This is a genomic window from Lactobacillus sp. XV31L (assembly GCF_059900865.1).
The window spans coordinates 255,478-276,350 of sequence record NZ_JBWXGC010000001.1 but is presented as its reverse complement, the minus strand read 5'-3'; the positions used below and the strand labels follow the sequence as shown (position 1 = coordinate 276,350).

General features: G+C 41.9%; 18 protein-coding genes. 5 read left to right on the top strand and 13 right to left on the bottom strand.

Annotated elements, in window-relative coordinates; all coding sequences use genetic code 11:
• Positions 1–111: 111 nt before the first annotated feature.
• The 13 genes from dnaB to dnaA form a co-directional block, all read right to left on the bottom strand.
• Positions 112–1,491: a replicative DNA helicase gene (dnaB, locus tag AC2JF7_RS01275; protein WP_500726270.1), complete on the bottom strand. Its 1,380-nt coding sequence runs from the start codon at positions 1,489–1,491 to the stop codon at positions 112–114.
• A gap of 38 nt (positions 1,492–1,529) precedes the next feature.
• Positions 1,530–1,985, bottom strand: a complete 456-nt coding sequence (gene rplI / locus AC2JF7_RS01270; protein WP_500726398.1) for a 50S ribosomal protein L9 — start codon at positions 1,983–1,985, stop codon at positions 1,530–1,532.
• A gap of 11 nt (positions 1,986–1,996) precedes the next feature.
• A complete protein-coding gene (locus AC2JF7_RS01265; protein WP_500726269.1) occupies positions 1,997–4,018 on the bottom strand; it encodes a DHH family phosphoesterase in 2,022 nt (673 codons plus the stop codon).
• Between the two features lie 145 nt (positions 4,019–4,163).
• Positions 4,164–4,343 (bottom strand): hypothetical protein, encoded by a 180-nt coding sequence (locus AC2JF7_RS01260; RefSeq protein WP_500726268.1) that lies wholly within the window; start codon positions 4,341–4,343, stop codon positions 4,164–4,166.
• Between the two features lie 203 nt (positions 4,344–4,546).
• On the bottom strand, positions 4,547–4,789 hold the full coding sequence (rpsR, locus tag AC2JF7_RS01255) for a 30S ribosomal protein S18 (RefSeq protein WP_500726266.1): 243 nt from the start codon (positions 4,787–4,789) through the stop codon (positions 4,547–4,549).
• A 22-nt stretch (positions 4,790–4,811) separates the two neighbouring features.
• Positions 4,812–5,324, bottom strand: a complete 513-nt coding sequence (gene ssb, locus AC2JF7_RS01250) for a single-stranded DNA-binding protein (protein ID WP_500726264.1) — start codon at positions 5,322–5,324, stop codon at positions 4,812–4,814.
• 49 nt (positions 5,325–5,373) lie between these two features.
• Positions 5,374–5,670: a 30S ribosomal protein S6 gene (rpsF, locus tag AC2JF7_RS01245; protein WP_500726262.1), complete on the bottom strand. Its 297-nt coding sequence runs from the start codon at positions 5,668–5,670 to the stop codon at positions 5,374–5,376.
• 205 nt (positions 5,671–5,875) lie between these two features.
• Entirely contained in the window at positions 5,876–8,380 is a 2,505-nt protein-coding gene (gyrA, locus tag AC2JF7_RS01240; RefSeq protein ID WP_500726260.1) for a DNA gyrase subunit A, read from the bottom strand.
• Between the two features lie 9 nt (positions 8,381–8,389).
• A complete protein-coding gene (gyrB, locus tag AC2JF7_RS01235) occupies positions 8,390–10,354 on the bottom strand; it encodes a DNA topoisomerase (ATP-hydrolyzing) subunit B (RefSeq protein ID WP_500726258.1) in 1,965 nt (654 codons plus the stop codon).
• The gene (gene recF, locus AC2JF7_RS01230; protein WP_500726256.1) at positions 10,347–11,483 is read right to left on the bottom strand and encodes a DNA replication/repair protein RecF; all 1,137 of its coding nucleotides are present in this window, start codon (positions 11,481–11,483) and stop codon (positions 10,347–10,349) included. The genes gyrB and recF overlap by 8 nt, the downstream gene beginning before the upstream one ends.
• A gap of 6 nt (positions 11,484–11,489) precedes the next feature.
• The gene (gene yaaA / locus AC2JF7_RS01225) at positions 11,490–11,714 is read right to left on the bottom strand and encodes a S4 domain-containing protein YaaA (RefSeq protein ID WP_500726254.1); all 225 of its coding nucleotides are present in this window, start codon (positions 11,712–11,714) and stop codon (positions 11,490–11,492) included.
• Between the two features lie 211 nt (positions 11,715–11,925).
• Positions 11,926–13,056: a DNA polymerase III subunit beta gene (gene dnaN / locus AC2JF7_RS01220; RefSeq protein WP_500726252.1), complete on the bottom strand. Its 1,131-nt coding sequence runs from the start codon at positions 13,054–13,056 to the stop codon at positions 11,926–11,928.
• 171 nt (positions 13,057–13,227) lie between these two features.
• Positions 13,228–14,595: a chromosomal replication initiator protein DnaA gene (dnaA, locus tag AC2JF7_RS01215; protein ID WP_500726250.1), complete on the bottom strand. Its 1,368-nt coding sequence runs from the start codon at positions 14,593–14,595 to the stop codon at positions 13,228–13,230.
• A gap of 408 nt (positions 14,596–15,003) precedes the next feature.
• Between dnaA and AC2JF7_RS01210 the strand changes: the two genes are divergently transcribed.
• From AC2JF7_RS01210 to AC2JF7_RS01190, 5 genes are all read left to right on the top strand, one after another.
• Positions 15,004–15,207, top strand: coding sequence for a hypothetical protein (locus tag AC2JF7_RS01210; protein WP_500726248.1), 204 nt, complete (start codon positions 15,004–15,006; stop codon positions 15,205–15,207).
• Between the two features lie 95 nt (positions 15,208–15,302).
• Complete coding sequence (locus AC2JF7_RS01205) at positions 15,303–16,151, top strand: helix-turn-helix domain-containing protein (RefSeq protein WP_500726396.1); 849 nt, start codon at positions 15,303–15,305, stop codon at positions 16,149–16,151.
• A gap of 187 nt (positions 16,152–16,338) precedes the next feature.
• Entirely contained in the window at positions 16,339–18,066 is a 1,728-nt protein-coding gene (locus AC2JF7_RS01200) for an ABC transporter ATP-binding protein (RefSeq protein ID WP_500726394.1), read from the top strand.
• Between the two features lie 9 nt (positions 18,067–18,075).
• On the top strand, positions 18,076–19,317 hold the full coding sequence (locus AC2JF7_RS01195) for a class III lanthionine synthetase LanKC N-terminal domain-containing protein (protein ID WP_500726246.1): 1,242 nt from the start codon (positions 18,076–18,078) through the stop codon (positions 19,315–19,317).
• Positions 19,318–19,340: 23 nt separating this feature from the next.
• Positions 19,341–20,684: a lanthionine synthetase C family protein gene (locus AC2JF7_RS01190; RefSeq protein ID WP_500726244.1), complete on the top strand. Its 1,344-nt coding sequence runs from the start codon at positions 19,341–19,343 to the stop codon at positions 20,682–20,684.
• Positions 20,685–20,873 lie beyond the last annotated feature (189 nt).

The window sequence follows — 20,873 nt, the reverse complement described above, 5'->3', positions numbered from 1 at the left end:
TATGTACATGATAATGATACAATTTTAAAGAAATAATGTCATCAATAACAGCCTTATTTTAATAAAGGGGCCTTGGCTCTGGCAACTTTTTAATTATATATATTATCCCATTTATTGTGGTTGATCGTGACGATAATCAAGGTTGGAAAAGCGGTTGTATGGCTTGGAAAACATCAATTTAACCGTTCCCCGACTGCCTGAGCGGTTCTTTTCAATAATAACTTCTACCTCACCGTTATCATCTTCAGCGCCAACTTCTTGCTGGTCACCGCCATCTTCGCCTTCATCACGGTAGTAGTCATCGCGATACAAAAACGAAACAATATCGGCATCCTGCTCAATTGACCCAGATTCACGAATATCCGATAAAACCGGCCGCTTGTCCTGTCTTTGCTCAACGGACCGCGATAGTTGCGATAGCGCAATTACTGGCACGTGCAATTCTTTTGCCAGCTTTTTTAATTGCCGCGAAATTGCGGAAACTTCTTGCTGTCGTGACTCGCTTCGGGGGCCTTCAATTAGTTGCAGGTAGTCAATCACAACCAGTCCTAGGTTGCCCTTTTCCTTAGCCAAACGCCGCGATTGGGCCCGAATCTCACTCATCTTGATCCCAGGCGTATCGTCAATGTAAACGTTGGCGTTAGCCAGCGAACCAGAGGCCACAACTAATTTGCGCCATTCATCTTCATCCAACTGTCCCGTTCGCAAGTGCTGCGAATCAATCAGTCCTTCAGATGCCAGCATCCGCTGCACCAACTGCTCGCCGCTCATTTCCAAAGAAAACACGGCCACGGTCTTATCTGTGTGCAGCCCAACAAACTGGGCCACGTTCAAGGCAAACGAAGTCTTACCAACACCGGGACGGGCAGCGACAATGATTAGCTCATCATCATGAAACCCTGTCGTCATCTTGTCCAGTTCCACAAAGCCCGTCGGCATGCCTGTGACCATATTGCCGTCTTCTGGAATATTATTAATTTCTTCAATTGCCGAGTTAACAATTTCTTTAATTCCCCGAAAACCACTCGCATTGTTCTCAGAGGAAACATTCATGATTTCACTCTCAGCATTATCGAGAATATCGGTCACATCATCAGAGTCCTGCATTGCATTCGTGATGATTTTTTGGCTGGCCGAAATTAACCGCCGCAAAAGTGCCTTGCGGTGCACTATCTTGGCATAATACGTAACATGCGCAGCCGTCGGAGTCGCAATTGCTAGTTCAGATACGTAGCTAATGCCGCCAATGTCATCCAGTTGGTTCTTTTTAGTTAATTCATCCTGCAGGGTTAAGGGATCGATTGCATCTTCGCGGTCAGACAAGTCCAGCATGGCTTGAAAAATCAGCTGGTTGGCCTTTTTGTAAAAATCATCGGTCTGAACTTCTGCGCTTGCATCCGCAATTGCTTCGGGATCAATAAAAATTGCACCTAAAACTGCTTTTTCTGCTTCGTCATCGTGCGGTATTTGTTGTGAGATAATATTATCCATTAATCAAGCCCACTTTTTATTAAATTGTGCCTCAAGGACTAGTCTTGTTCAGTGATATGGACGCGAATTTTGCCTTCCACGCCCTTAAACAACTTGACTGGTACATTTGTATATCCCAGCGCTTTTATCGGCTCAGGCAGGTTTAATTTGCGCTTGTCAATCTTGATACCAAACTGTTGCTCTAATCCTTCAACAATCTTTTTGCTGGAAATTGAACCAAACAAACGTGAGTCTGACCCCGCCTTTGACTTGAAGTTCACAACTGTTTCATCCTGATCAAGCTGCTTTTTGATTTTTTCTGCTTCAGCTTTTTCGCTCTCATACGCAGCCTTTTCGTGGGCTGCTAAGCGCTCTAAGGTATGCATGTTGGCCTTGGTTGCCGCCTTGGCCAGTCCCCGCTTTAACAAAAAGTTTTGCGCATAACCATCTGGGACTTCTTTGACTTCGCCGCGTTTGCCGCGACCCCTAACATCTTGAGTAAAAATAACTTTCATCATGCTCTCCTTTATTCAATTTCTTTTTCATAAGTATCAACTGCTTCAAGCAGTTTGGCAAGTGCCTCTTGGACCGTGCTATCTTTGATCTGCGTTGCTGCGTTAGACAAGTGGCCGCCTCCGCCCAGCTTCTCCATGATTACCTGGACGTTGATTTCGCCCATTGACCGGGCCGAAATACTAATTGTCTCTTTATCTCGGCGGGTAATGGCAAAACCAGCTTCGACATTGTCTAAATCCAAGGCTGTATCCGCAGCCTGGGCAGTAACGATCGGATCGATCACTCTACTGTCTGGTCCGCATAAAACAGCCATCTTGGGTTTGATCATCTTCAAGCTGGATACCAACCGGGTTCGTTCAAGAAAGCGGTCAATGTCTTCCTTGAGCAGCTCACTCACGCCCATGGAACTGGCACCAATCGACCGCAGGTAACTAGCTGCATCAAATGTCCGTGTGCCTGTTCGCAACGAAAATTCCTTGGAATCAACTGTAATTCCAGCCAGCATGGCTGTTGCTTCAAGGTCTGTCAATACCCGCTTGCCTGAACTTGGCTGCTGGTATTCAACCATTTCCGTTACCAATTCGCAGGCCGATGACGCATATGGTTCAACATAAGTTAGCATCGGATTTTCTGGAAATTCCTCGCCGCGGCGGTGGTGGTCAATCACAATAATTCGGTTCTTCAACCGGTCATACAAGTCCTTAGAATAAGTAATCGAGTACTTGGAGTGGTCAACCATCACCAGCATTGACTTGTCTGTCACGCTATCCAGCGCTTTGGACGGTGCGATAAACAACTTGGCATCATCCTGGGTCTTTTGCATCTGAGCCACAAGACGCCCAACATCATAATTTGTCTTATTGACGTCCAAAACAAAGTTAGCGGTCACGCCATGCAAGCGGGCAATCTTAACGACCCCCAGGCCGCTGCCAACCGAGTCCATATCTGGACTAGCATGACCGACAACGAAAACGCGGTCAGCCTCCTTAAACAGTTCACTGATGGCCTGTGAAACCATTCGGGCACGTACCCGAGTCCGCTTTTCCATTGGATTGGACTTACCGCCATAAAAGCGGGCAGACTTGCCTGGTTGACTCAAAACTACCTGGTCGCCTCCTCGTCCCAATGCTAGGTCAAGGTTAGATTGAGCTTGGTCAGCTAGCTCAGATATCAAACTGCTGCCAAAGGCTACCCCAATTGATAAAGTCAAAGGCGTGTTATTGCGACTGGTTTCTAGGCGCATTTTATCCAAGACCGAAAACTTGTCTTTTTCCATCTTTTCCAGATCTTCCATATGGAGAAGCAGCAAAAAATGGTCCTCATCAATGCGTTTGAGATAAGCGTTGAACTTCTTGGCATAATTGCTCAAAGTGTTTTGCACGTAAGAACTAGTTGCCGTTAATTCTTGATCGCGCATCGTTTCGCTTAATTCATCGTAATTATCAATAAAAATCTGACCTAGAGCCGGCAATTCATTATTGTATTTTTGCTCAATCTTGGCATAGCGCGTGATGTCAAGCAAATAAATAACGCCTAGATCATCCTGGACAACCATTTCAAATTGATGGCCGTCCCAATTTACCGTATGATTTTCAGCTGTCTTTGACTTTAAAGACTTATCAATTAATTGATTTAATTCTGGATCAACTGCCTCAATTGTGTGCCCAATCAAGTCATCATCCCTCAAATAAAGCTGCAAGTAGGGGTTGACCCATTGAATTTGCCGGTCATTGTCATAAAGCAAAATCCCCAGCGGCATCTTAATCATCGCTTCTTGCTCGCTGCGTTTAATCCGGTATGACAAACTGACAGCAAAGTTATTTGCATTGCCAGCCAAGATATAGGCACCATAAACGGTGCAGACAACAGTCAAGATGAAAATCAAGACCATTGCTAAACCAAACAGAGGGTTCATGATCATCGCCACAATACTGCCTAAAAGCGATAAAGCTAGAATAACAGAGACGGCGGCGGTTAACCGTGAATCTTTAATGAAAGCAGGAAATTCAAGCTTACGTAAAAAATCTTTCATGTAAGATCCTTCCTAATTTAATGTAAAATACATCATTATTATACCTTGTATTGGCTAGAGAAGAAACTTTTCAAGTTTTATTGCAGAGATTAGACCAAAACCAAAAGGCGGAATTTTCTTCCGCCTGACAATATTTTACGAACAGCTATCCTAAATTGGTTATATGGTGGCATTCTTGCGCCACATGCTCATCATGCGCAACAACGATTATAGTTTTACCCATTTTATTGAGTTCAATTAGTAGCTCGATGATTTCATCCCGGTTTTGATCAGCTAAAGATCCCGTAGGTTCATCAGCTAAGACTAGTTCACTAGATTTAACCAAATCCCCCAAAATATCGCCGTTTGTCTATCCATTCAGTTTTTTGATGCCAATACAAATACTGGGATATATCCTTTTTGATGTGCATCATGGGCATCGAAGCTTGCAATTATAATTTAGTTTTATATGCACCAAAAAGCAAAAATGGCTATATAAAAAACACCGGGCCGTTTAACCCAGTGTTTTTAACTTTATTTATTGACTGTTTAGTCTTCAGTAACAAATGGCAACAAGCCCATAATGCGAGCTCTTTCGATTGCCTTAGCTACCTTACGCTGATTCTTAGCGCTGGTGCCAGTGACACGACGTGGTAAAATCTTACCTCTTTCAGAGATAAAACGTTTCAACAGGTCAACGTCCTTGTAGTCAACGTAGTCAATATGGTTGGCTGCGATAAAGTCAACCTTACGCCGACGGTGTGCGCCGCCGCCTCTTCTTTGTTGAGCCATATCCTAGGTCCTTTCTTTAAGTTTAGAATGGAAGATCATCATCAGAAATGTCAATCGTGTCGCCAGATCCAGCAAAGGGATCTTGCGCAGCACTTGGTTGGCTGTTATTCTGATTAGAATTTCCTGTATTAGGCGAATTAGTGGTATTTGGATTAGCAAAATTGCCACCATTACTTGGTGCAAACCCGCCGTTTTGTCCGCGGGATTCACGGTCTTTGCGTGATTCAAGCAACGCAAAGTTGTCAACGACAACTTCGGTCACGTACACGCGCTTACCGTCTTTATCATCGTATGTTCTGGTTTGAATCCGGCCATCAATACCAACAAGTGACCCTTTAGACGTGAAATTGCAGAAGTTTTCTGCTGACTTACGCCAAATGACACAGCTGATAAAATCCGCCCCTCTCTCGCCCTGAGCGTTAGTATACTGACGGTCAACAGCAAGAGTAAACGTAGCAACCGAGATTCCACTCCCAGTAGTACGCAATTCAGGATCACGTGTTAGACGGCCAACAAGTACAACTCGATTAATCATACTTCGGTCCTTCCTTTCCTAAATCACGAAAACGATAAAGTTTTTGCATTTATTTGTCAATCTTGACGATCATTGCGCGTAAAACGGCAGAGTCAATCTTGGACAGACGGTCAAATTCATTGACAGCATCGGCGTTATCAGCAGTGAAAGTCATAACGTGATATGTTCCCTCACGATATTTATTGATTTCATATGCAAAATGACGCTTTTCCCAGTCTTTTGACTCAACCATCGTACCGCCGTTGTCGGCAATAACCTTATCATAGTTTTCAACCAAGGCCTTCTTTGATTCTTCGTCAATATCAGGCTTGATAATATAAGTTATTTCGTACTTAGTAGTTGTCATACTAGTGCACCTCCTTCTGGACTAAATGGTTCTTGCTAAATCCCAAGAACAAGGAGTAATTAAGTTATTACTCGCAATCTCTAATTCTAGCACATAAACAAAAAAATTACCAAACTATCTTCACGTGATCCTGGTGGGACTTATTTATCCCTATAAGTAAATACGTTAAAAAGTTCAGTAATTTTTTATAGTTTCACATTAACAATTATTCTTGTGGTTCGTCAGCTTTCAATGCCTCTTGTGCATCTTCTTGCTCAGCCACTTCCTGATCTTCTTCAGCTGGAACAATTGCAAGGCTGGCAACCTGATTATCACCGTTAATTCTGATCAAACGGACGCCAATCGCACTCCGGCCGGTTTGCGAAACATCGGTAATCTTGAACCGAATCATAATTCCATCATCGGTAATAACCATGATATCTTGCGTTCCGTCAACGACTGTTACTCCAGCAAGCGGGCCGTTCTTTTCGGTAACGTTAGCAGTCTTAATACCCTTGCCACCGCGGCCCTTAACTGGATACTCAGCAGCAGATGTTCGCTTGCCATAACCATTTTCGGAAATGACTAAAATTTCATCGCTATCTTTGACAACGCCAGAGCCAATGACATAGTCACGGTCACGCAGGTTGATTCCGCGCACGCCAGCTGCTGTTCGGCCCATTGAGCGGACAGCTTTTTCGTTAAAGCGAACGGCATAGCCCAAGTGGGTCCCAATCATAATATCTTGCTCACTATCAGTTGTTAAGACGTTGCTTAGTTCATCGCCGTCACGCAAGGTCAGTGCAATTAAGCCACTGTTTCTGATATTAGCAAAGTCGCTAACGTGCGTGCGTTTAACTACGCCCAGTCTCGTAATGAAGAAGAGGTAGCGATCATCAGCATCAGCTGGAATATTAATGATTGTCTGAATCTTCTCGCCCTTTTCCAGTTGCAACAAGTTGACAATTGGCAGGCCCTGGGCAGTACGGCCAAATTCAGGGATCTCATATGCCTTCTTGGAGTATACCTTGCCCTTGTTGGTAAAGAACAGGAGCAGGTCATGCGTGCTTGAGTAAATCAGCTTCTCAATAAAGTCGCCATCTTTGACACCCATACCCTTGATGCCTTTGCCGCCGCGGTTTTGCGTCTTAAACTCGTTAATCGGCATACGTTTGACATAGCCACTGTGGGTCAGTGTCAGTAAAACATCCTGCTTTTCAATCAGATCTTCGTCTTCGATGGAAATAACTTCGCCATCACCAATTTTAGTGCGCCGGTCATCGCCAAAACGCTTTTGGGTTTCCAACAATTCATCATAAATAATTTCGTTGATACGCTCGCGTCTGGCCAAGATATCCTTGTAATCTGTTATCTTGGCTTGCAGGTCCTTAAACTCGGCTTCAACCTTGTCACGTTCTAGACCGGTTAGACGGACCAGCCGCATGTCTAAAATTGCTTGTGACTGCTTGTCATCTAAGCCAAAGCGGCTAATCAGTGCAGCCTTGGCGATATCACTTGACTCACTCTGGCGGATAATGTGAACAATCTCATCGATGTGGTCAAGGGCAATTTTTAACCCTTCAAGGATGTGGGCCCGTGCCTCGGCCTTAGCCAGTTCAAACTTAGTCCTGCGCGTCACAACGTCTTCTTGGTGTTCCAAGTAGTATTGCAGCATCTGCTTTAAGCTGAGGAAATGCGGGGCACCATCGACAATGGCCACCATGTTCATGCCAAAGTTGGCCTGCATCTGCGTCAGCTTGAATAAGTTGTTCAATACAACGCTGGCGCTAGCATCACGACGAATGTCAATTGTTACCCGCATCCCTGTCTGATCAGATTCATCCCGGACGCCAGTAATGCCGTCGATGGTTTTAGATCGGGCCAAATCAGCGATTTTCTTCACTAATTCAGCTTTGTTGACAAGGTAGGGCAACTCTGTGATAGCAATGCGTTCACGGCCGCTTTTTTCAGTTTCAATACTCGTGTTTGCCCGAACAACGATATTGCCTCGGCCGGTTTCATAAGCACGATATATACCGCTGCGGCCCATAATTGTGCCGCCAGTTGGAAAGTCTGGGCCAGGTATGGCCTTCATCAGTTCCTTGACCGTCACGTCAGGGTTGTTCATGAGCATATGAATGCCCTTAATCACCTCTGACAGGTTATGGGGCGGTATGTTGGTCGTCATTCCCACAGCAATACCACTAGTTCCATTAACCAAAAGGTTAGGAATTCTAGCGGGCAATACTACAGGCTCATTTTCAGTGTCATCATAGTTACGCTGCCAATCGACCGTGTTTTTGTTAATATCCCGCAGCATCTCAACTGCAATTTTGCTCATCCTAGCCTCGGTATACCGCATTGCGGCTGGCTCGTCCCCATCAACTGAGCCAAAGTTACCGTGGCCATCAACTAGCATATAGCGATAACTGAAGTCTTGGGCCATGTGGGCCATGGCCAAGTAGATTGAAGAATCGCCGTGGGGGTGGAACTTACCCATAACTTCCCCAACGATTCTGGCTGACTTCTTGTATGCCTTATCAGGTGTAACGCCCAATTCGCTCATCCCGTAAAGAATTCGCCGCTGAACTGGCTTCAAGCCATCGCGCACATCAGGCAAGGCCCGCGCCACGATAACTGACATTGCGTAGTCCAAAAACGAACTATTCATCACGTTAGTCAGATCGACATTTCTTATTCTGTGGTCTTGACTTTGATTGTCGTTATCCATTTAAACCTCCTAAGCATCCAAGTTTTCAACGTATTTAGCATTGGTTTCGATGAAATTACGCCGCGGCGCCACTTCATTGCCCATGAGCAGTTCAAAGACTTCGTCTACATTTTTGGCAAACTCCGGGCTAACCCGGTCAAGACGTCGGTTTTCAGGGTTCATTGTAGTGTCCCACAACTGGTCGGCATCCATTTCACCCAACCCCTTGTAGCGTTGAACCGTCGGCTTCGGACTTGGCTGCAGGCTACCCAAGTAATCATGCAGCTCCTCATCTGTATCAAGATAGCGAATCACCTTGCCTTGACGAACCTGATATAGCGGTGGCCGGGCGATGTAAACATAGCCCTTTTCAATCATCGGCCGCATGTAGTTGTAAAAGAGCGTGAGCAAAAGCGTTCGAATGTGGGCCCCGTCGACATCGGCATCCGTCATAATAATCAGTTTGTGGTAGCGAGCTTTGGAAACGTCAAAGTCAGCTCCAAAGCCAGTACCTAGCGCGGTAAAGAGCGACCGAATTTCTTCATTGGCTAAGATCCGGTCCATTGAAGCCTTTTCAACGTTCAGAATCTTGCCTCGAATAGGCAAAATAGCCTGAGTCAAACGCGAACGACCCTGTTTAGCCGAGCCACCAGCGGAATTCCCCTCAACGATAAAGAGTTCGGAAATGCTGGGGTCATTACTTGTGTTGTCAGCCAATTTACCCGGCAAGTTGGCAATTTCCAATCCGGACTTTTTCCGCGTCACTTCACGGGCGCGCTTTGCTGCAGTCCGAGCTCGTTCAGCCAGTTGCGCCTTTTCGACAATCTTGCGTGCAACTCGTGGATTCTCCATCAAGAAGCGGGTAAAGGTTTCAGAAAAAGCATGATCAACTGCAGTGCGGGCATCAGAGTTGCCTAACTTGGTCTTGGTTTGTCCCTCAAATTGGGGGTTGGGGTGCTTAACAGAGACAACGGCAGTCATCCCTTCCCGGATATCTTCGCCAGACAAGTTATCATCATTGTCTTTAAGCAGTTTGGTCTTGTGGGCATAGTCATTCACTACCCGGGTCAAGGCAGTTTTAAAACCTGCCTCATGCATTCCGCCTTCATAGGTGTGGATGTTGTTGGCGAAAGTCATTAGGGTTGTCTTGTAGCCCTTAGTATATTGCAGCGAAACTTCAACGTTGATATCGTTATCGTTGCCTTCAACGTAAATAGGCTCTTCAAAGAGGACATCACTGCCCCGGTTGAGGAAGGAAACGTATTCTTGAATGCCACCTTCAAAGTGGTAAACATCAGTTTCAGCACTCTGTTTGCGCTTGTCTGTGAAGGTTAGCCGCAGACCCTTATTCAAAAAGGCCAGTTCTCGAATCCGGTTCTTGAGTGTTTGGTCATCAAAAGAGGTAGTCTCGGTGAAAATGTCTGCATCAGGAACGAAATGGACGATCGTGCCATGTTCGCTAAGCGGCACAGTCCCGGTCATTTCCATTTCATGCTGAACCCGGCCACGAATAAAGTCAATTCGATACTTCTTGCCATCACGCATAGTTGTTACGCTAAGCGTTTCTGACAGAGCATTAACAACTGAGGCACCTACGCCGTGCAGGCCGCCGGAAACTTTATAGCCGCCACCGCCAAATTTACCACCAGCATGCAGAACCGTGAAGACTGTTTCCAAGGCTGGACGGCCCGTCTTCTTTTGAATGTCAACGGGAATGCCCCGGCCATCATCTTGGACAGTCACGCTGCCATCTTCGTTGATGGTGACCTCAATTTTGCTGGCAAAGCCAGCCAGGCTCTCGTCAATTCCGTTATCGATTATTTCCCACACTAAGTGGTGCAAACCTTGCGAACTGGTTGAACCGATATACATGCCCGGGCGTTTGCGCACAGCCTCGAGTCCGCCTAAGACCTGAATTTGGCTGGCATTATACTTGTCGGCTTCTTTTTCATATTGCTTGATTTCATCAAAGTTTGACTTATTGTTATCAGCCATTCAATTTCCCCTCTTCTAAATAAATCTTTCCAGATTCGATCCGATATACTCGCGGCTTTTTAATTATTTCCCAGGAAATACCTGCAAGATCCGTCGTGGTAATAAAGGTTTGCGTTTTGCCATGAATATAATTAAGCAGAGCACTCTGGCGGTCATGGTCAAGTTCACTCATCACATCATCAAGCAAAAGTAGTGGATACTCTTCACTTAGCTGGTGAACCAGCTGGATCTCTGCCAGTTTGACACTGAGAGCAATCGTTCGCTGCTGCCCCTGCGAGCCATACAGGTGTGCGTCCTTGCCGTCAAGCTCAAACTCAATATCATCGCGGTGCGGCCCACTCAAAGTTGTACCCTTAATCAACTCTCCCTGCTTGTTTTGGTGAAAGTTGGCCAGCAATTTTTGGTAGACCTCTTCGACGCTATCCTGATCGGTTACAGTGCGTACAGAAGGTCGATAGATTACGGTTAAGTGCTCACCGCTTTGGCTGATGTGCGCATATGCATCGCGTGCATACTGGTTCAAGTAGGTTAAAAACTTATACCGCCGCACAATCACTTCCGCAGCCACACCTGCAAGCTGGTCGGACAAGACATCCAAAAACATGGTGTCATGGGCTTTACCCTGGGCCAATTGCTTGAGGTAATTGTTCTTTTGCTGCAGCACCTGCTTGTACTTACCCGCAAAATAAAGATACTCGCTATTGATTTGACCAAATTCTTGATCCATAAACCGCCTGCGCAAGGCCGGCGCACCCTTAATCAGATCCAGGTCCTCAGGCGAAAACAAGATGGCATTGAGCTGACCCACATACTTTGACAATTTAGCCTGCTCAATCCGGTTGATCCAAACTTTTTTGCCTTTTTTGGTAAGCAAAACGCGCAAGTCTAAGTCAACCTGACTCTTATAGACGTGACCAGAAACATTGGCATAGTCTTGGTCAAACGCAATCAGTTCGCGGTCGCTACTTGTGCGGTGCGATCGAGTTAATGCCAGAAAATAGATGGCCTCGAGCAAGTTTGTTTTTCCCTGCGCATTTTGCCCAATAAAAATATTGACATTGGGATCAAAGTCAACTTCAAGCTGGTCTAGGTTACGGTAATTTTGCGCAATAAAATGCTTGAGATACATTTAGAGTTACCGAAATTGGTATATTTCTTGGGCGACTTCAACTTGGTCACCCGGTCGGATCTTCTTGCCCCGTCGATCTTCCTTGGCCCCGTTAAATAAGACCGGATGATCTTGCAAGTACCACTTGGCTTGGCCACCTGATGAGATGATGCTTTCTTCTTTTAAAAATTGACTGAGGGTAATATATCCACCCTTTACTCTAACTTCTTTAATAATCTTCACCTTCACCATTTAATTACTTATGTTAAGTATATTCGTTTTACAGGCAAAAGACAACTTTAAAAGCTAATATAAAGCCGTATAAACGCTTTTTGGCAAAACAAACACTTTATAGCAAAAGACCTGAAAGATAAAATTTGGGCCTTTTTTGACCGCTTAAGAAAATTTGACCGTAAAAAAAGTCATCCTTCGATGGCTTTTTTCTCTCAAGCTTTGGATAGACTTAAAAGGTTCTGACTGGCGTAATCAACTGTACAAAATCAATGTCCGTTTTATCCGGGTTGACCGTAAAGGGGCGCAGCGGTTGGGTGAATTCCATAACTACAGAATCAGTTACCGATGCTCGCAGGGCATCGCGCAAGTAATCTGGGTTGAAGGAAATCTTTAAGTTCTTGCCTTCTAACTTCTTGAAGCTTACGTCCTCTTCAACGTTGCCAATTTCAGCGGACTCCCCCGATATTTTTGCGCTTTGTTCATCCGCATCTAAGGTCAGGTCAACTACGTTGTTACGTCCAGCGTGGGTTAACAAACTCGCACGGTCCAGTGCGCTCGACAATTCAGCCAGGTCAAATTCAGCTGTAGTTGTGCTTTCAGTTGGAATCAACCGTTCAGTATCTGGGTAGCTGCCTTCCAGCAAGCGAGAATAAAACAGGATGTTGCCAATTTCAAATAGCACCTGGTTGTCGCCTGGGCAAACTTTGATTTCAGGATCGGTTTCGCCAATAATGCGGGCTAATTCAAGTAGGCTCTTGCCTGGGACAATTAGGTCCGTCTTGGCTTGAAGCCCATTTTCTAGGGTCAGAGCCCGACTGGAAAGCCGGTGAGAGTCGGTCGCTACGGCATGAATCTGCTTAGGGCTAAAGGTAAAGTGGACACCAGTCAACACCAGTCGACTTTCCTGAGTGGCAACAGCAAATTGCGTTTCAGTGATAATTTCCCGGAAAGTTTTGCCCGAGATAACAAAAGAGGACTCGTCAGGAATTTCCGGTAATCTTGGGTAGTTATTAGCATCCAAGCCGTTGATCGTGAATTCACTGTTTTCAGAAATAATTTGGGTCTGGAAGCTTTCTTTGACTTCAAGTGAAAATTCCTTTCCCGGTAACCGTCTAATAATTTCGCTAAAAAAGCGCGCTGGCAATACAATCGCGCCAGTTGACTCAACTGTTAAGTCTTCACTTACTGGAATCCGAGTTTCAATTGAGATGTCCGTGTCACTACCAGTTAGGAGTAACTCATTTTCAGATAGCTTAAGTTTGATGCCACTCAAAATGGGAATAGTTGCTCGCGCTGAGATTGCATGCATGACGTTGTTTAAATTGTCTACGAATAGATTTCTGTTTACGGTAAATTTCATTTGGTGCCTCCTGGTTGGATCTTTATTTATAATATTAATTATATATTTAATTAGTAGTATTAGTAGGTCCTGTGATTTCTGTTGAAAAGCAGAAGCCTGCCGAAAATAACGTAATCGGTGCGGTTAAGAAAGTGTGTACAAGTCAAAGAGTTTTCCACAGTTGATAACTTTTTAGCGATCAAGCATTTGTTTCAAATCAAAGACGGCAGTCTTAATATCAGAATTGGTTTTTATTTCCCGACTAATTTTATCATACGCGTGCATCACCGTTGTGTGGTCTTTTCCGCCAAATTCTTGGCCAATCTTCGGCAAGCTGGAATCAGTCAGCTCGCGGGCCAGATACATGGCAATCTGTCGGGGGACAACAATCTGCCGCACCCGCTTTTTGCCCTTCAACTCGTATGTAGACGTCTGGAAGTAATTGGCGACCACTTCCTGAATTTTGGAAATTTGAAGCCCGCGATTCTTTTGAACCAGCTTTAAGTCAGCCAAAGCCTCACGCGCCAGATTGACGTTGATGTCTTCGTGTTCAATCGTTGCATGAGCCTGGACCTTGACCAGAGCACCTTCGAGCTCACGAATGTTAGTGTCAACTTGGGAAGCCACGTAATCTAGCGTACTGTCATCAATCGTAAGGTTCTCTGCTTCGGCCTTCTTGCGCAAAATTGCAATCCGCGTTTCAAGGTCTGGCGGGGTGATCTCAACTTGCAGGCCCCAAGTAAAGCGAGAAACCAGCCGCTCAGACAGGTCGGGAATTTCAGTGGGCAAGCGGTCACTAGTCATGACAATTTGCTTTTGGTCGTTGTAGAGCGTTTCAAAAGTATGGAAGAATTCTTCTTGGATACCCTCTTTTTTGGCGAAGAATTGAATGTCATCGACTAGCAGAAGGTCGCAAGTGCGATATTTTTCACGAAACTGGTCCTGGGTCTTGTTCTTGATTGAATTGATAAAGTCATTAACGAAGGTTTCACTTTGAATGTAAACAACCTTGGCGTTTGGACGCTCCGCCAGCATCTGGTGGCCAATGGCTTGCATCAAGTGGGTTTTACCTAAACCAACGCCACCGAAGATAAAGAGTGGGTTGTAGAAACTACCAGGACTGTCAGCAACAGCCAGAGCAGCGCCTGCTGCCAACTTATTGCCTTCGCCTTGGACAAAGTTGTCAAAGGTGTATTTTTCATTGAGCTTAAGATTGCGTACGAATACGTTTGAACTTGCTTGTGGGGAGCGATCACGCATTTCTTGGGGCTGTGGCTTGGGGGTCACTATGCGTTCGGTGCTATTGTCCCCTTCAATTTGAAAGACCGGCAAGACTTCAATATTGTCGTAGCCGTAAGCTGATTGAATCAACTGTGAGGCCAAGTTTTTCTCCCAATACCCTTTGGTTACGGTATTTTGGACGGTAATTTTCAATTCATGAGTTTCCTTATTATAGGAAATAGGCTTGGTGTTTTTGAACCACGCATTGTAAGCCACTTCGTTAAAACGCTCGCGCATTTCGTTATTAAAATGCTGCCAAAATTTATTGATATCAAACAAGATAAGTCCCTCCGATGACGTTAAGCAAGACTTATTTTACCATCTAAGCAAGATGTTTTCCACAGGTGAATAAAAAGAATTCAGAATTAACAAGATGTGGATAAAGATTTAAGGCAAATGCACAAATTTTAGTCTAAAAAGTGGCTAAATGAGTTTATTTGCATGTTTTCTTGTGGATATTTTTTGCGATAGTACCAATATATTAGGCGAAATCAGCGGCGCGATATCCACATGCTGTGCATAATCTTTTGAACAAGCTGGGTGCTGTGCATAAGTCTGTGTAAAGTGCTGTGATTCTTTGTCTGTGGATAAAAAAGCAGGCGTGAATTTGAACAAGCGCGGGATTAGGTGAGGACGCAAAATGGGGTACGCAAATTTTCGCGGGACGAGTTTGATCCACTGCATTGAATGCTATTTTTATTTTGTCCTTACATATTAATTGCGGCCGTGAGTCGGCAAAAATTAACGAGGAATGCAACGCGCCTTCTGGATTTAAAAAGTCGGGTGCGGAATTTTAATGAAATGAAGCGTCGGGTTTCGGCCAGGCAATTCTTGCAGCGTATAGCAGAAACCGATGGGATTGAAGACGGGCGCGGTGCGGTTTCACGGTGAAATTGTCAAAATATAATGATATTAAAACGCCTTATAAATGATATAATTAAAGCAAACAGCTAATTTGGCTGACCTTTTAGAACGAAGTGGCAAAAATGAAAGTTAATGAATTATTGAAGCACTACCGGTTGCTGGCCAATAAGACCCAGAAGGAGTGGGCCGGAACCGCGATTAGTCCGTCATTCTATTCCAAGATTGAAAAGGGCCTCAACCGGATTACGGCAGACGACTTGGTCAGCCTGCTTGATTATAACAACATTTCGGCCGCAGAATTTTTTGAGAATATCAACCTGGAAAAGAGCCTGCAGTATGATCGAGAATATGAACTAAAGAAATTAATTGGTGAGGCGTACTATAAAAGTTCGCTTGATAAGTTAAAACACATTAAGGCTATGATTGAACAGGAAACATTGCCCAATAAAAAAGACTTGCTCGTTTTAGTCAAAGGCTACATAGCATTGGTGAATAACAATGTCGCAGAATTGGATAATGAGACCAAGGCCGCGATAAAAAATAAGATATTTAATGTTACTACCTTTGATTTGCAATCTTTGGCCATGTATTGTAGCTTCATGCGGCTTTATAATCTTGATAGCAACCTTCTGATTGCACGCAAGGCCATTAAACAATTTAGTAGCAGCAATAACTTGGATATTCAGATAGAGGTGTTAGCAATTATCGTCAATTTGTTGTTTATATGTATTGAAGAAAAGCGCTATGAGGAAACCGAGGCCTTCATTGCCATGTCTAAGACATTTCCGAATCGTCCGGAGTTGTTTTTCCATAGAAATCTTCTTAAACCACTTGAAAATTTCATTAAATATCATACAACTGGCGATTCAAAGTATATGAATGAATGTCAAAAATCTGTCAAGGTAGTTACCTTCTTGGATATGCCAGAATATGGTAAGGAACTTGAAAGATTCCTCAGTGAAAACAAATAAGTAATCAAAAAAGTCATATGTGGTTAAAAATTCGCACATATGACTTTTTTGGTTTCAATCAGTTTTAAAGATTATTAAATCTAAATTGAATAAGGAGAATTATTTTTATGATTGCTATACTTTTTGAATATTTAATGTCAGGCTATAAATTTATATATATTAATTAAACAATAATGAGGAAAAGAAAATTTTTTATCGAGATTTAAAAACGATTAAACTCATAAAGTTTAATAAATTTTTCTGGCTTGGGCTAATACTTGTAATTATCAGTAGCGGGTTGGGAATAATCACACCACTGTATATTAAAAACATAATTGATTTGAAAAATGTTTTTAAATCAACGTTATCTTTATCTTTCTTGTCTAAATTAGTAGTTATTTTGGTTTTACAAACCATAACTAGTGCAGGAGGAAATTTTCTGATTAGTAGGGAAGGCGAGGGGCAAATTGCCCAAATTCGCAATCTACTACAATCTCATTTAATTCATTTACCAATTCCCTTTTTCGATAATCAAGACAGTGGTCGTTTATCGAGTAGGGTAATAAATGATTCTGTACTAGTCAAAAATTTTATTACTGGAGTTGTTCCAGAATTCATCACGAGCATTATCACGGTTATAGGTACTTTTATTGTTTTGTTTTCATTAGATTGGAAATTGACGCTGTTAATCTTTTTGATTTTTCCTTTGGATGCAATGTTTACCATTCCTCTGGGAAATTTCGAAGAAAGACTAACAATCAATTCGCAAAGAAGCCTAAGTGATTTGACCGGCATTGTGACTGAAAGTTTTAGAAATATTTGGGCAGTAAAACTGAACGAAGCAGAAGAAAATGTTTTAAGCAAATTTGGTCAAAAGTTACGCGCGCTGTACAAGTTATCAGTTAAAAGTGAGGCAGTCTATGCCATTTTATCGCCTGTTCAAAGCCTTGTATCTTTTGTTTTGATCGTTTCGGTTTTTTTATATGGTGGCTACAGGGTCCAGCAGAGCACATTAACTATTGGCACTTTAACATCATTTTTAATCTATTTTTTTCAAGTTACTGGACCAATAAATACTATTGCTTCCTTTTATCCTAATTATAAGCAGACAAAGGGAGCAGTAGCTAAAATCATTGCGATTCTTAGTGAAAATAAGGAAAAGTACATTGTTGATGCTTCAAGTAAAGAAATTGCTACACCTTATAACTTATCCGTTAAAGATCTTTGCTTCTCCTATGGTGATAAAAAAGTTTTGGAAGAAGTTAATATGGTGTTTCCGCCAAGACAAAAGATTGCAATTGTAGGTTCTTCTGGAGCTGGCAAAACAACGCTGATTAACCTTATTACTAGACTATATAATCCAACGGCGGGAGAAATCGCCATAAATGGAATTAATAGCAACGAAGTAAATCTCGAAGATTGGCGCTCATTATTTGGAGTAGTATCACAGGAAAATTACATCATATCAGGGACAATCTATGACAACTTGGTCTTTGGACTAAAAGAAGTACCTTCAAGTAATGAAATTAATCAAGCTATAGAAATAGCGAATTTAGCGGTATTTATCGCCAGCTTGGATAACGGTCTTGATGAACTTGTTGGAGAGCAGGGAATCAAGCTTTCAGGGGGACAGCGGCAAAGGATTCAAATAGCGCGAGCTTATCTAAAAAAACCCAGTTTTTTGGTATTGGATGAGGCTACATCTAACTTAGATGCTGATTCAGAAAAACAGGTTTCCCAAGCCTTAAAACAAGTTATGGAAGGGAAAACCATAATAGCAATAGCCCACAGGCTGTCTACTATAACTGATTCAGATAACATCTATTTTTTAGATAATAAAACGATCACTGCTTCAGGAACCCATGAGCAGTTACTTAAAACCGTTCCTAAATATAGAAATTTTGTTAAAGAGCAAGTTTTGAAGACAGATATATAAGGTGAAAAAATGTTAGACGATAGATATTTAAGTTTCAGTAAGAATGAAGACAGTATATTTTATTCTGAGCCCAATTTTATAGATAAAGCAGCAGATCGACTTACAATTCCTGATTTTTCACCGCATGACTGGATGTATACCATCGATAGAGATTGGATATACATGATGAATAAAAATGAACAAGATATGCCTGATCAAGGCTGGAAAATACATATAACGGCAATTCCACAGGAAGCTCAGGAAGAGTTGTATGTGGTTTCAAAATACCTAATAAGCATCAATATTTCATTCAAATTTGTTCCTACAATTGATAAGTTGATTGAAAAAAATTCAAAAAGCGCAGATAGAGCCTCTTCAGGTAAGTTTATTACTATCTATCCGCACACGGAAAAATCATTTATTGAGTTATTGGATAAGCTAGATGACTTAACCAAGCTCTATACTAATGGTCCTTATATATTGAACGATAAACAATGGAAAAACGGCAATATCTTTTTTAGGTATGGCGGTTTCAGAGAAATGATCTTAAATAAAGATGGGCAACGAATAGATGCTATCAAAGATTCTAACGGAAATTTGGTTCCTGACCAAAGAGTCCCGTATTATTACTTGCCAGACTTTATTAAAGAACCTATTGAAATACAACGACAAAATAAAAAAATTCTAATTTCAGAATATAGTGAATTTAATAGATATAAAATATCTCAACCCATAATTTTTAGTAATTCTGGCGGGGTTTATAAAGCAACAATTAATAATCGGCCTTGCGTACTTAAAGAAGGACGTCCTAAAGCAGGCTTGGATTCTAAAGGAAAAGATGGATTTTATCGAGTCTTATCAGAATATAGAATCTTAAATAATTTGAAAGATAATCCATTTGTGGTCAATGTAAATAATTATTTTACTGCTTGGCAACATAACTATCTGGAGGAAGATTTTGTTGATGGTGATACTTTGGATGATTTTATAGCATTTAAGTTTCCGTTTAACACTTTAAAATATAAATCTGAAGATTTGGAAAAATACTCAGAGAATGCCACTTTCATTATAAATGAGCTAATTAAAGCAATTAAGGCTATCCATGCTCAAGGCGTTGCCATAGGAGACTTGCAGCCTTCTAATGTGATCTTTTCTGAGAATCAACACAAAATAACGTTAATTGATTTTGAAGAAGCGGAGAACCCTAATACGAAATTTGAACCGGGTCTAATAATGCAAATACTTATGGTGAAGCCGATTGGTTTGCATTAGGAAAGATAGCATATTTTCTATTTATGCCCATAGAAGCAGCTAATAGCAGTATTTCACCGGAGATAAGGACTATCTATAATGACAGAATAAAGTCTATATTTGGAGACAAGGCAGTAAGATTCTTAGAACAAGTTAGATTAGAAATTGCTAGGCATACTGATGTTGATGGTTCGCCATTATTCATAAAAGAGTTTTTAAATTTACCTAGTGAAAAGTTGACTAAAATTAATAAAGAAGTTTTTGTTAATCAGTTAAGAGCAGGAATTATCAATAATCTAGATTTTAATAGCCAGGGTTTAATTAAAGGTGATATTAAACAATATAAAAATAATATGTCTCGGTATTCTATCGGTTATGGTGCTTTTGGAGGGATAATGGCCTTAACCCGTTCAGGAGGCATTCCAGATGAAATTATTAATAATCTAGACAATTGGCTTTCGAACAATCTTGCAATAATATCTTCCATTAATTTAAATGACAATGAATCCTATGGACTTTTTGATGGATTAGCTGGAATATGCTCTGTTTTATATGACTTGGGCGAAAAAAAGCAAGCGACACAGCTGTTAAAGAAAATCAAACTACCGAATGTACAAGATAATTCTATTTATTCAGGTGTTTCGGGAATTGGCCTAGTCCTTTTATCAGGATTTCTGTTAACTCATGATAATTCTCTGTTACAAATGTGTTATGAAGCGGCTAATATTGTCGAGCAAGACTTTTTAAGCCGAAAAGCCCAACCCGTAAAGACAGAAAACACCGGTCTTTTAAATGGACTGGCAGGTGAAGCACTTTTTCTGTATAAAGTAGGACAGAAAACTACAAAAACAAATTATAAAAATGTTGCTGTTGATATTATCGATTATATTATTAAGTATCAACTTAAATATGACCAAGATGGTAATTTATATGTAAATGATACCAGTAGAAAAATCAAACGAGCAATTCCTTATTTAAATGATGGATCCGCTGGAGTAGCCATTTCAATGATAACTATCTATGAAGATCAAAAAACATATCTTAACAATGATAGAAAAAAGATTTTACGTGATTTAATTAGTGCTACTTACTGTGTTTCTACAGTAGAGGGCGGAACCCTTGATGGATATGCTGGTTTCTTGATATTGGGAACTCTTGTTAGTGCTACTTTTAAAGACGATCAATTAATGGATTATATTTTAGAAGGCCTAAATATGTATCTATTTTCAAATGGAACTAATGAGTTATATTATTCAGGTTCTACTGGTTTGAAATGTTCAATGGATATAACTACTGGGGCAGGAGGAACAATATTAGCTTTGCTAGGGGTAGGAACTAAGCGATGGTACACATTCTTCCCACTTCCAATAGCCGCGAAATTATTTTAAATCTAGTTTAGAAGAGGAGGTGAATAACATGGAAAACCCGGTATTAGATAATTTTCATTATTACGTAAAAGTAGTAATGGTGTAGGATACGGTCAGCATGTATATAAAAAATATATAATTATATGTTAATAATAAAAGTGGCAAAAGGTTTTTGATGATGACTTAAAATGAATAATCAAGAAATTTAAA

Excerpts from the sequence above, each read along its gene's own strand:
- gyrA (WP_500726260.1), bottom strand. The coding sequence starts at position 8,380 with ATGGATAACGACAATCAAAGTCAAGACCACAGAATAAGAAATGTCGAT.
- ssb (WP_500726264.1), bottom strand. The coding sequence starts at position 5,324 with ATGATTAATCGAGTTGTACTTGTTGGCCGTCTAACACGTGATCCTGAA.
- AC2JF7_RS01190 (WP_500726244.1), top strand. The coding sequence starts at position 19,341 with ATGCCCATAGAAGCAGCTAATAGCAGTATTTCACCGGAGATAAGGACT.
- yaaA (WP_500726254.1), bottom strand. The coding sequence starts at position 11,714 with ATGGTGAAGGTGAAGATTATTAAAGAAGTTAGAGTAAAGGGTGGATAT.
- AC2JF7_RS01205 (WP_500726396.1), top strand. The coding sequence starts at position 15,303 with ATGAAAGTTAATGAATTATTGAAGCACTACCGGTTGCTGGCCAATAAG.
- AC2JF7_RS01265 (WP_500726269.1), bottom strand. The coding sequence starts at position 4,018 with ATGAAAGATTTTTTACGTAAGCTTGAATTTCCTGCTTTCATTAAAGAT.
- rpsR (WP_500726266.1), bottom strand. The coding sequence starts at position 4,789 with ATGGCTCAACAAAGAAGAGGCGGCGGCGCACACCGTCGGCGTAAGGTT.
- dnaB (WP_500726270.1), bottom strand. The coding sequence starts at position 1,491 with ATGGATAATATTATCTCACAACAAATACCGCACGATGACGAAGCAGAA.
- rplI (WP_500726398.1), bottom strand. The coding sequence starts at position 1,985 with ATGAAAGTTATTTTTACTCAAGATGTTAGGGGTCGCGGCAAACGCGGC.
- recF (WP_500726256.1), bottom strand. The coding sequence starts at position 11,483 with ATGTATCTCAAGCATTTTATTGCGCAAAATTACCGTAACCTAGACCAG.
- gyrB (WP_500726258.1), bottom strand. The coding sequence starts at position 10,354 with ATGGCTGATAACAATAAGTCAAACTTTGATGAAATCAAGCAATATGAA.
- rpsF (WP_500726262.1), bottom strand. The coding sequence starts at position 5,670 with ATGACAACTACTAAGTACGAAATAACTTATATTATCAAGCCTGATATT.
- dnaN (WP_500726252.1), bottom strand. The coding sequence starts at position 13,056 with ATGAAATTTACCGTAAACAGAAATCTATTCGTAGACAATTTAAACAAC.
- AC2JF7_RS01210 (WP_500726248.1), top strand. The coding sequence starts at position 15,004 with ATGCTATTTTTATTTTGTCCTTACATATTAATTGCGGCCGTGAGTCGG.
- AC2JF7_RS01195 (WP_500726246.1), top strand. The coding sequence starts at position 18,076 with ATGTTAGACGATAGATATTTAAGTTTCAGTAAGAATGAAGACAGTATA.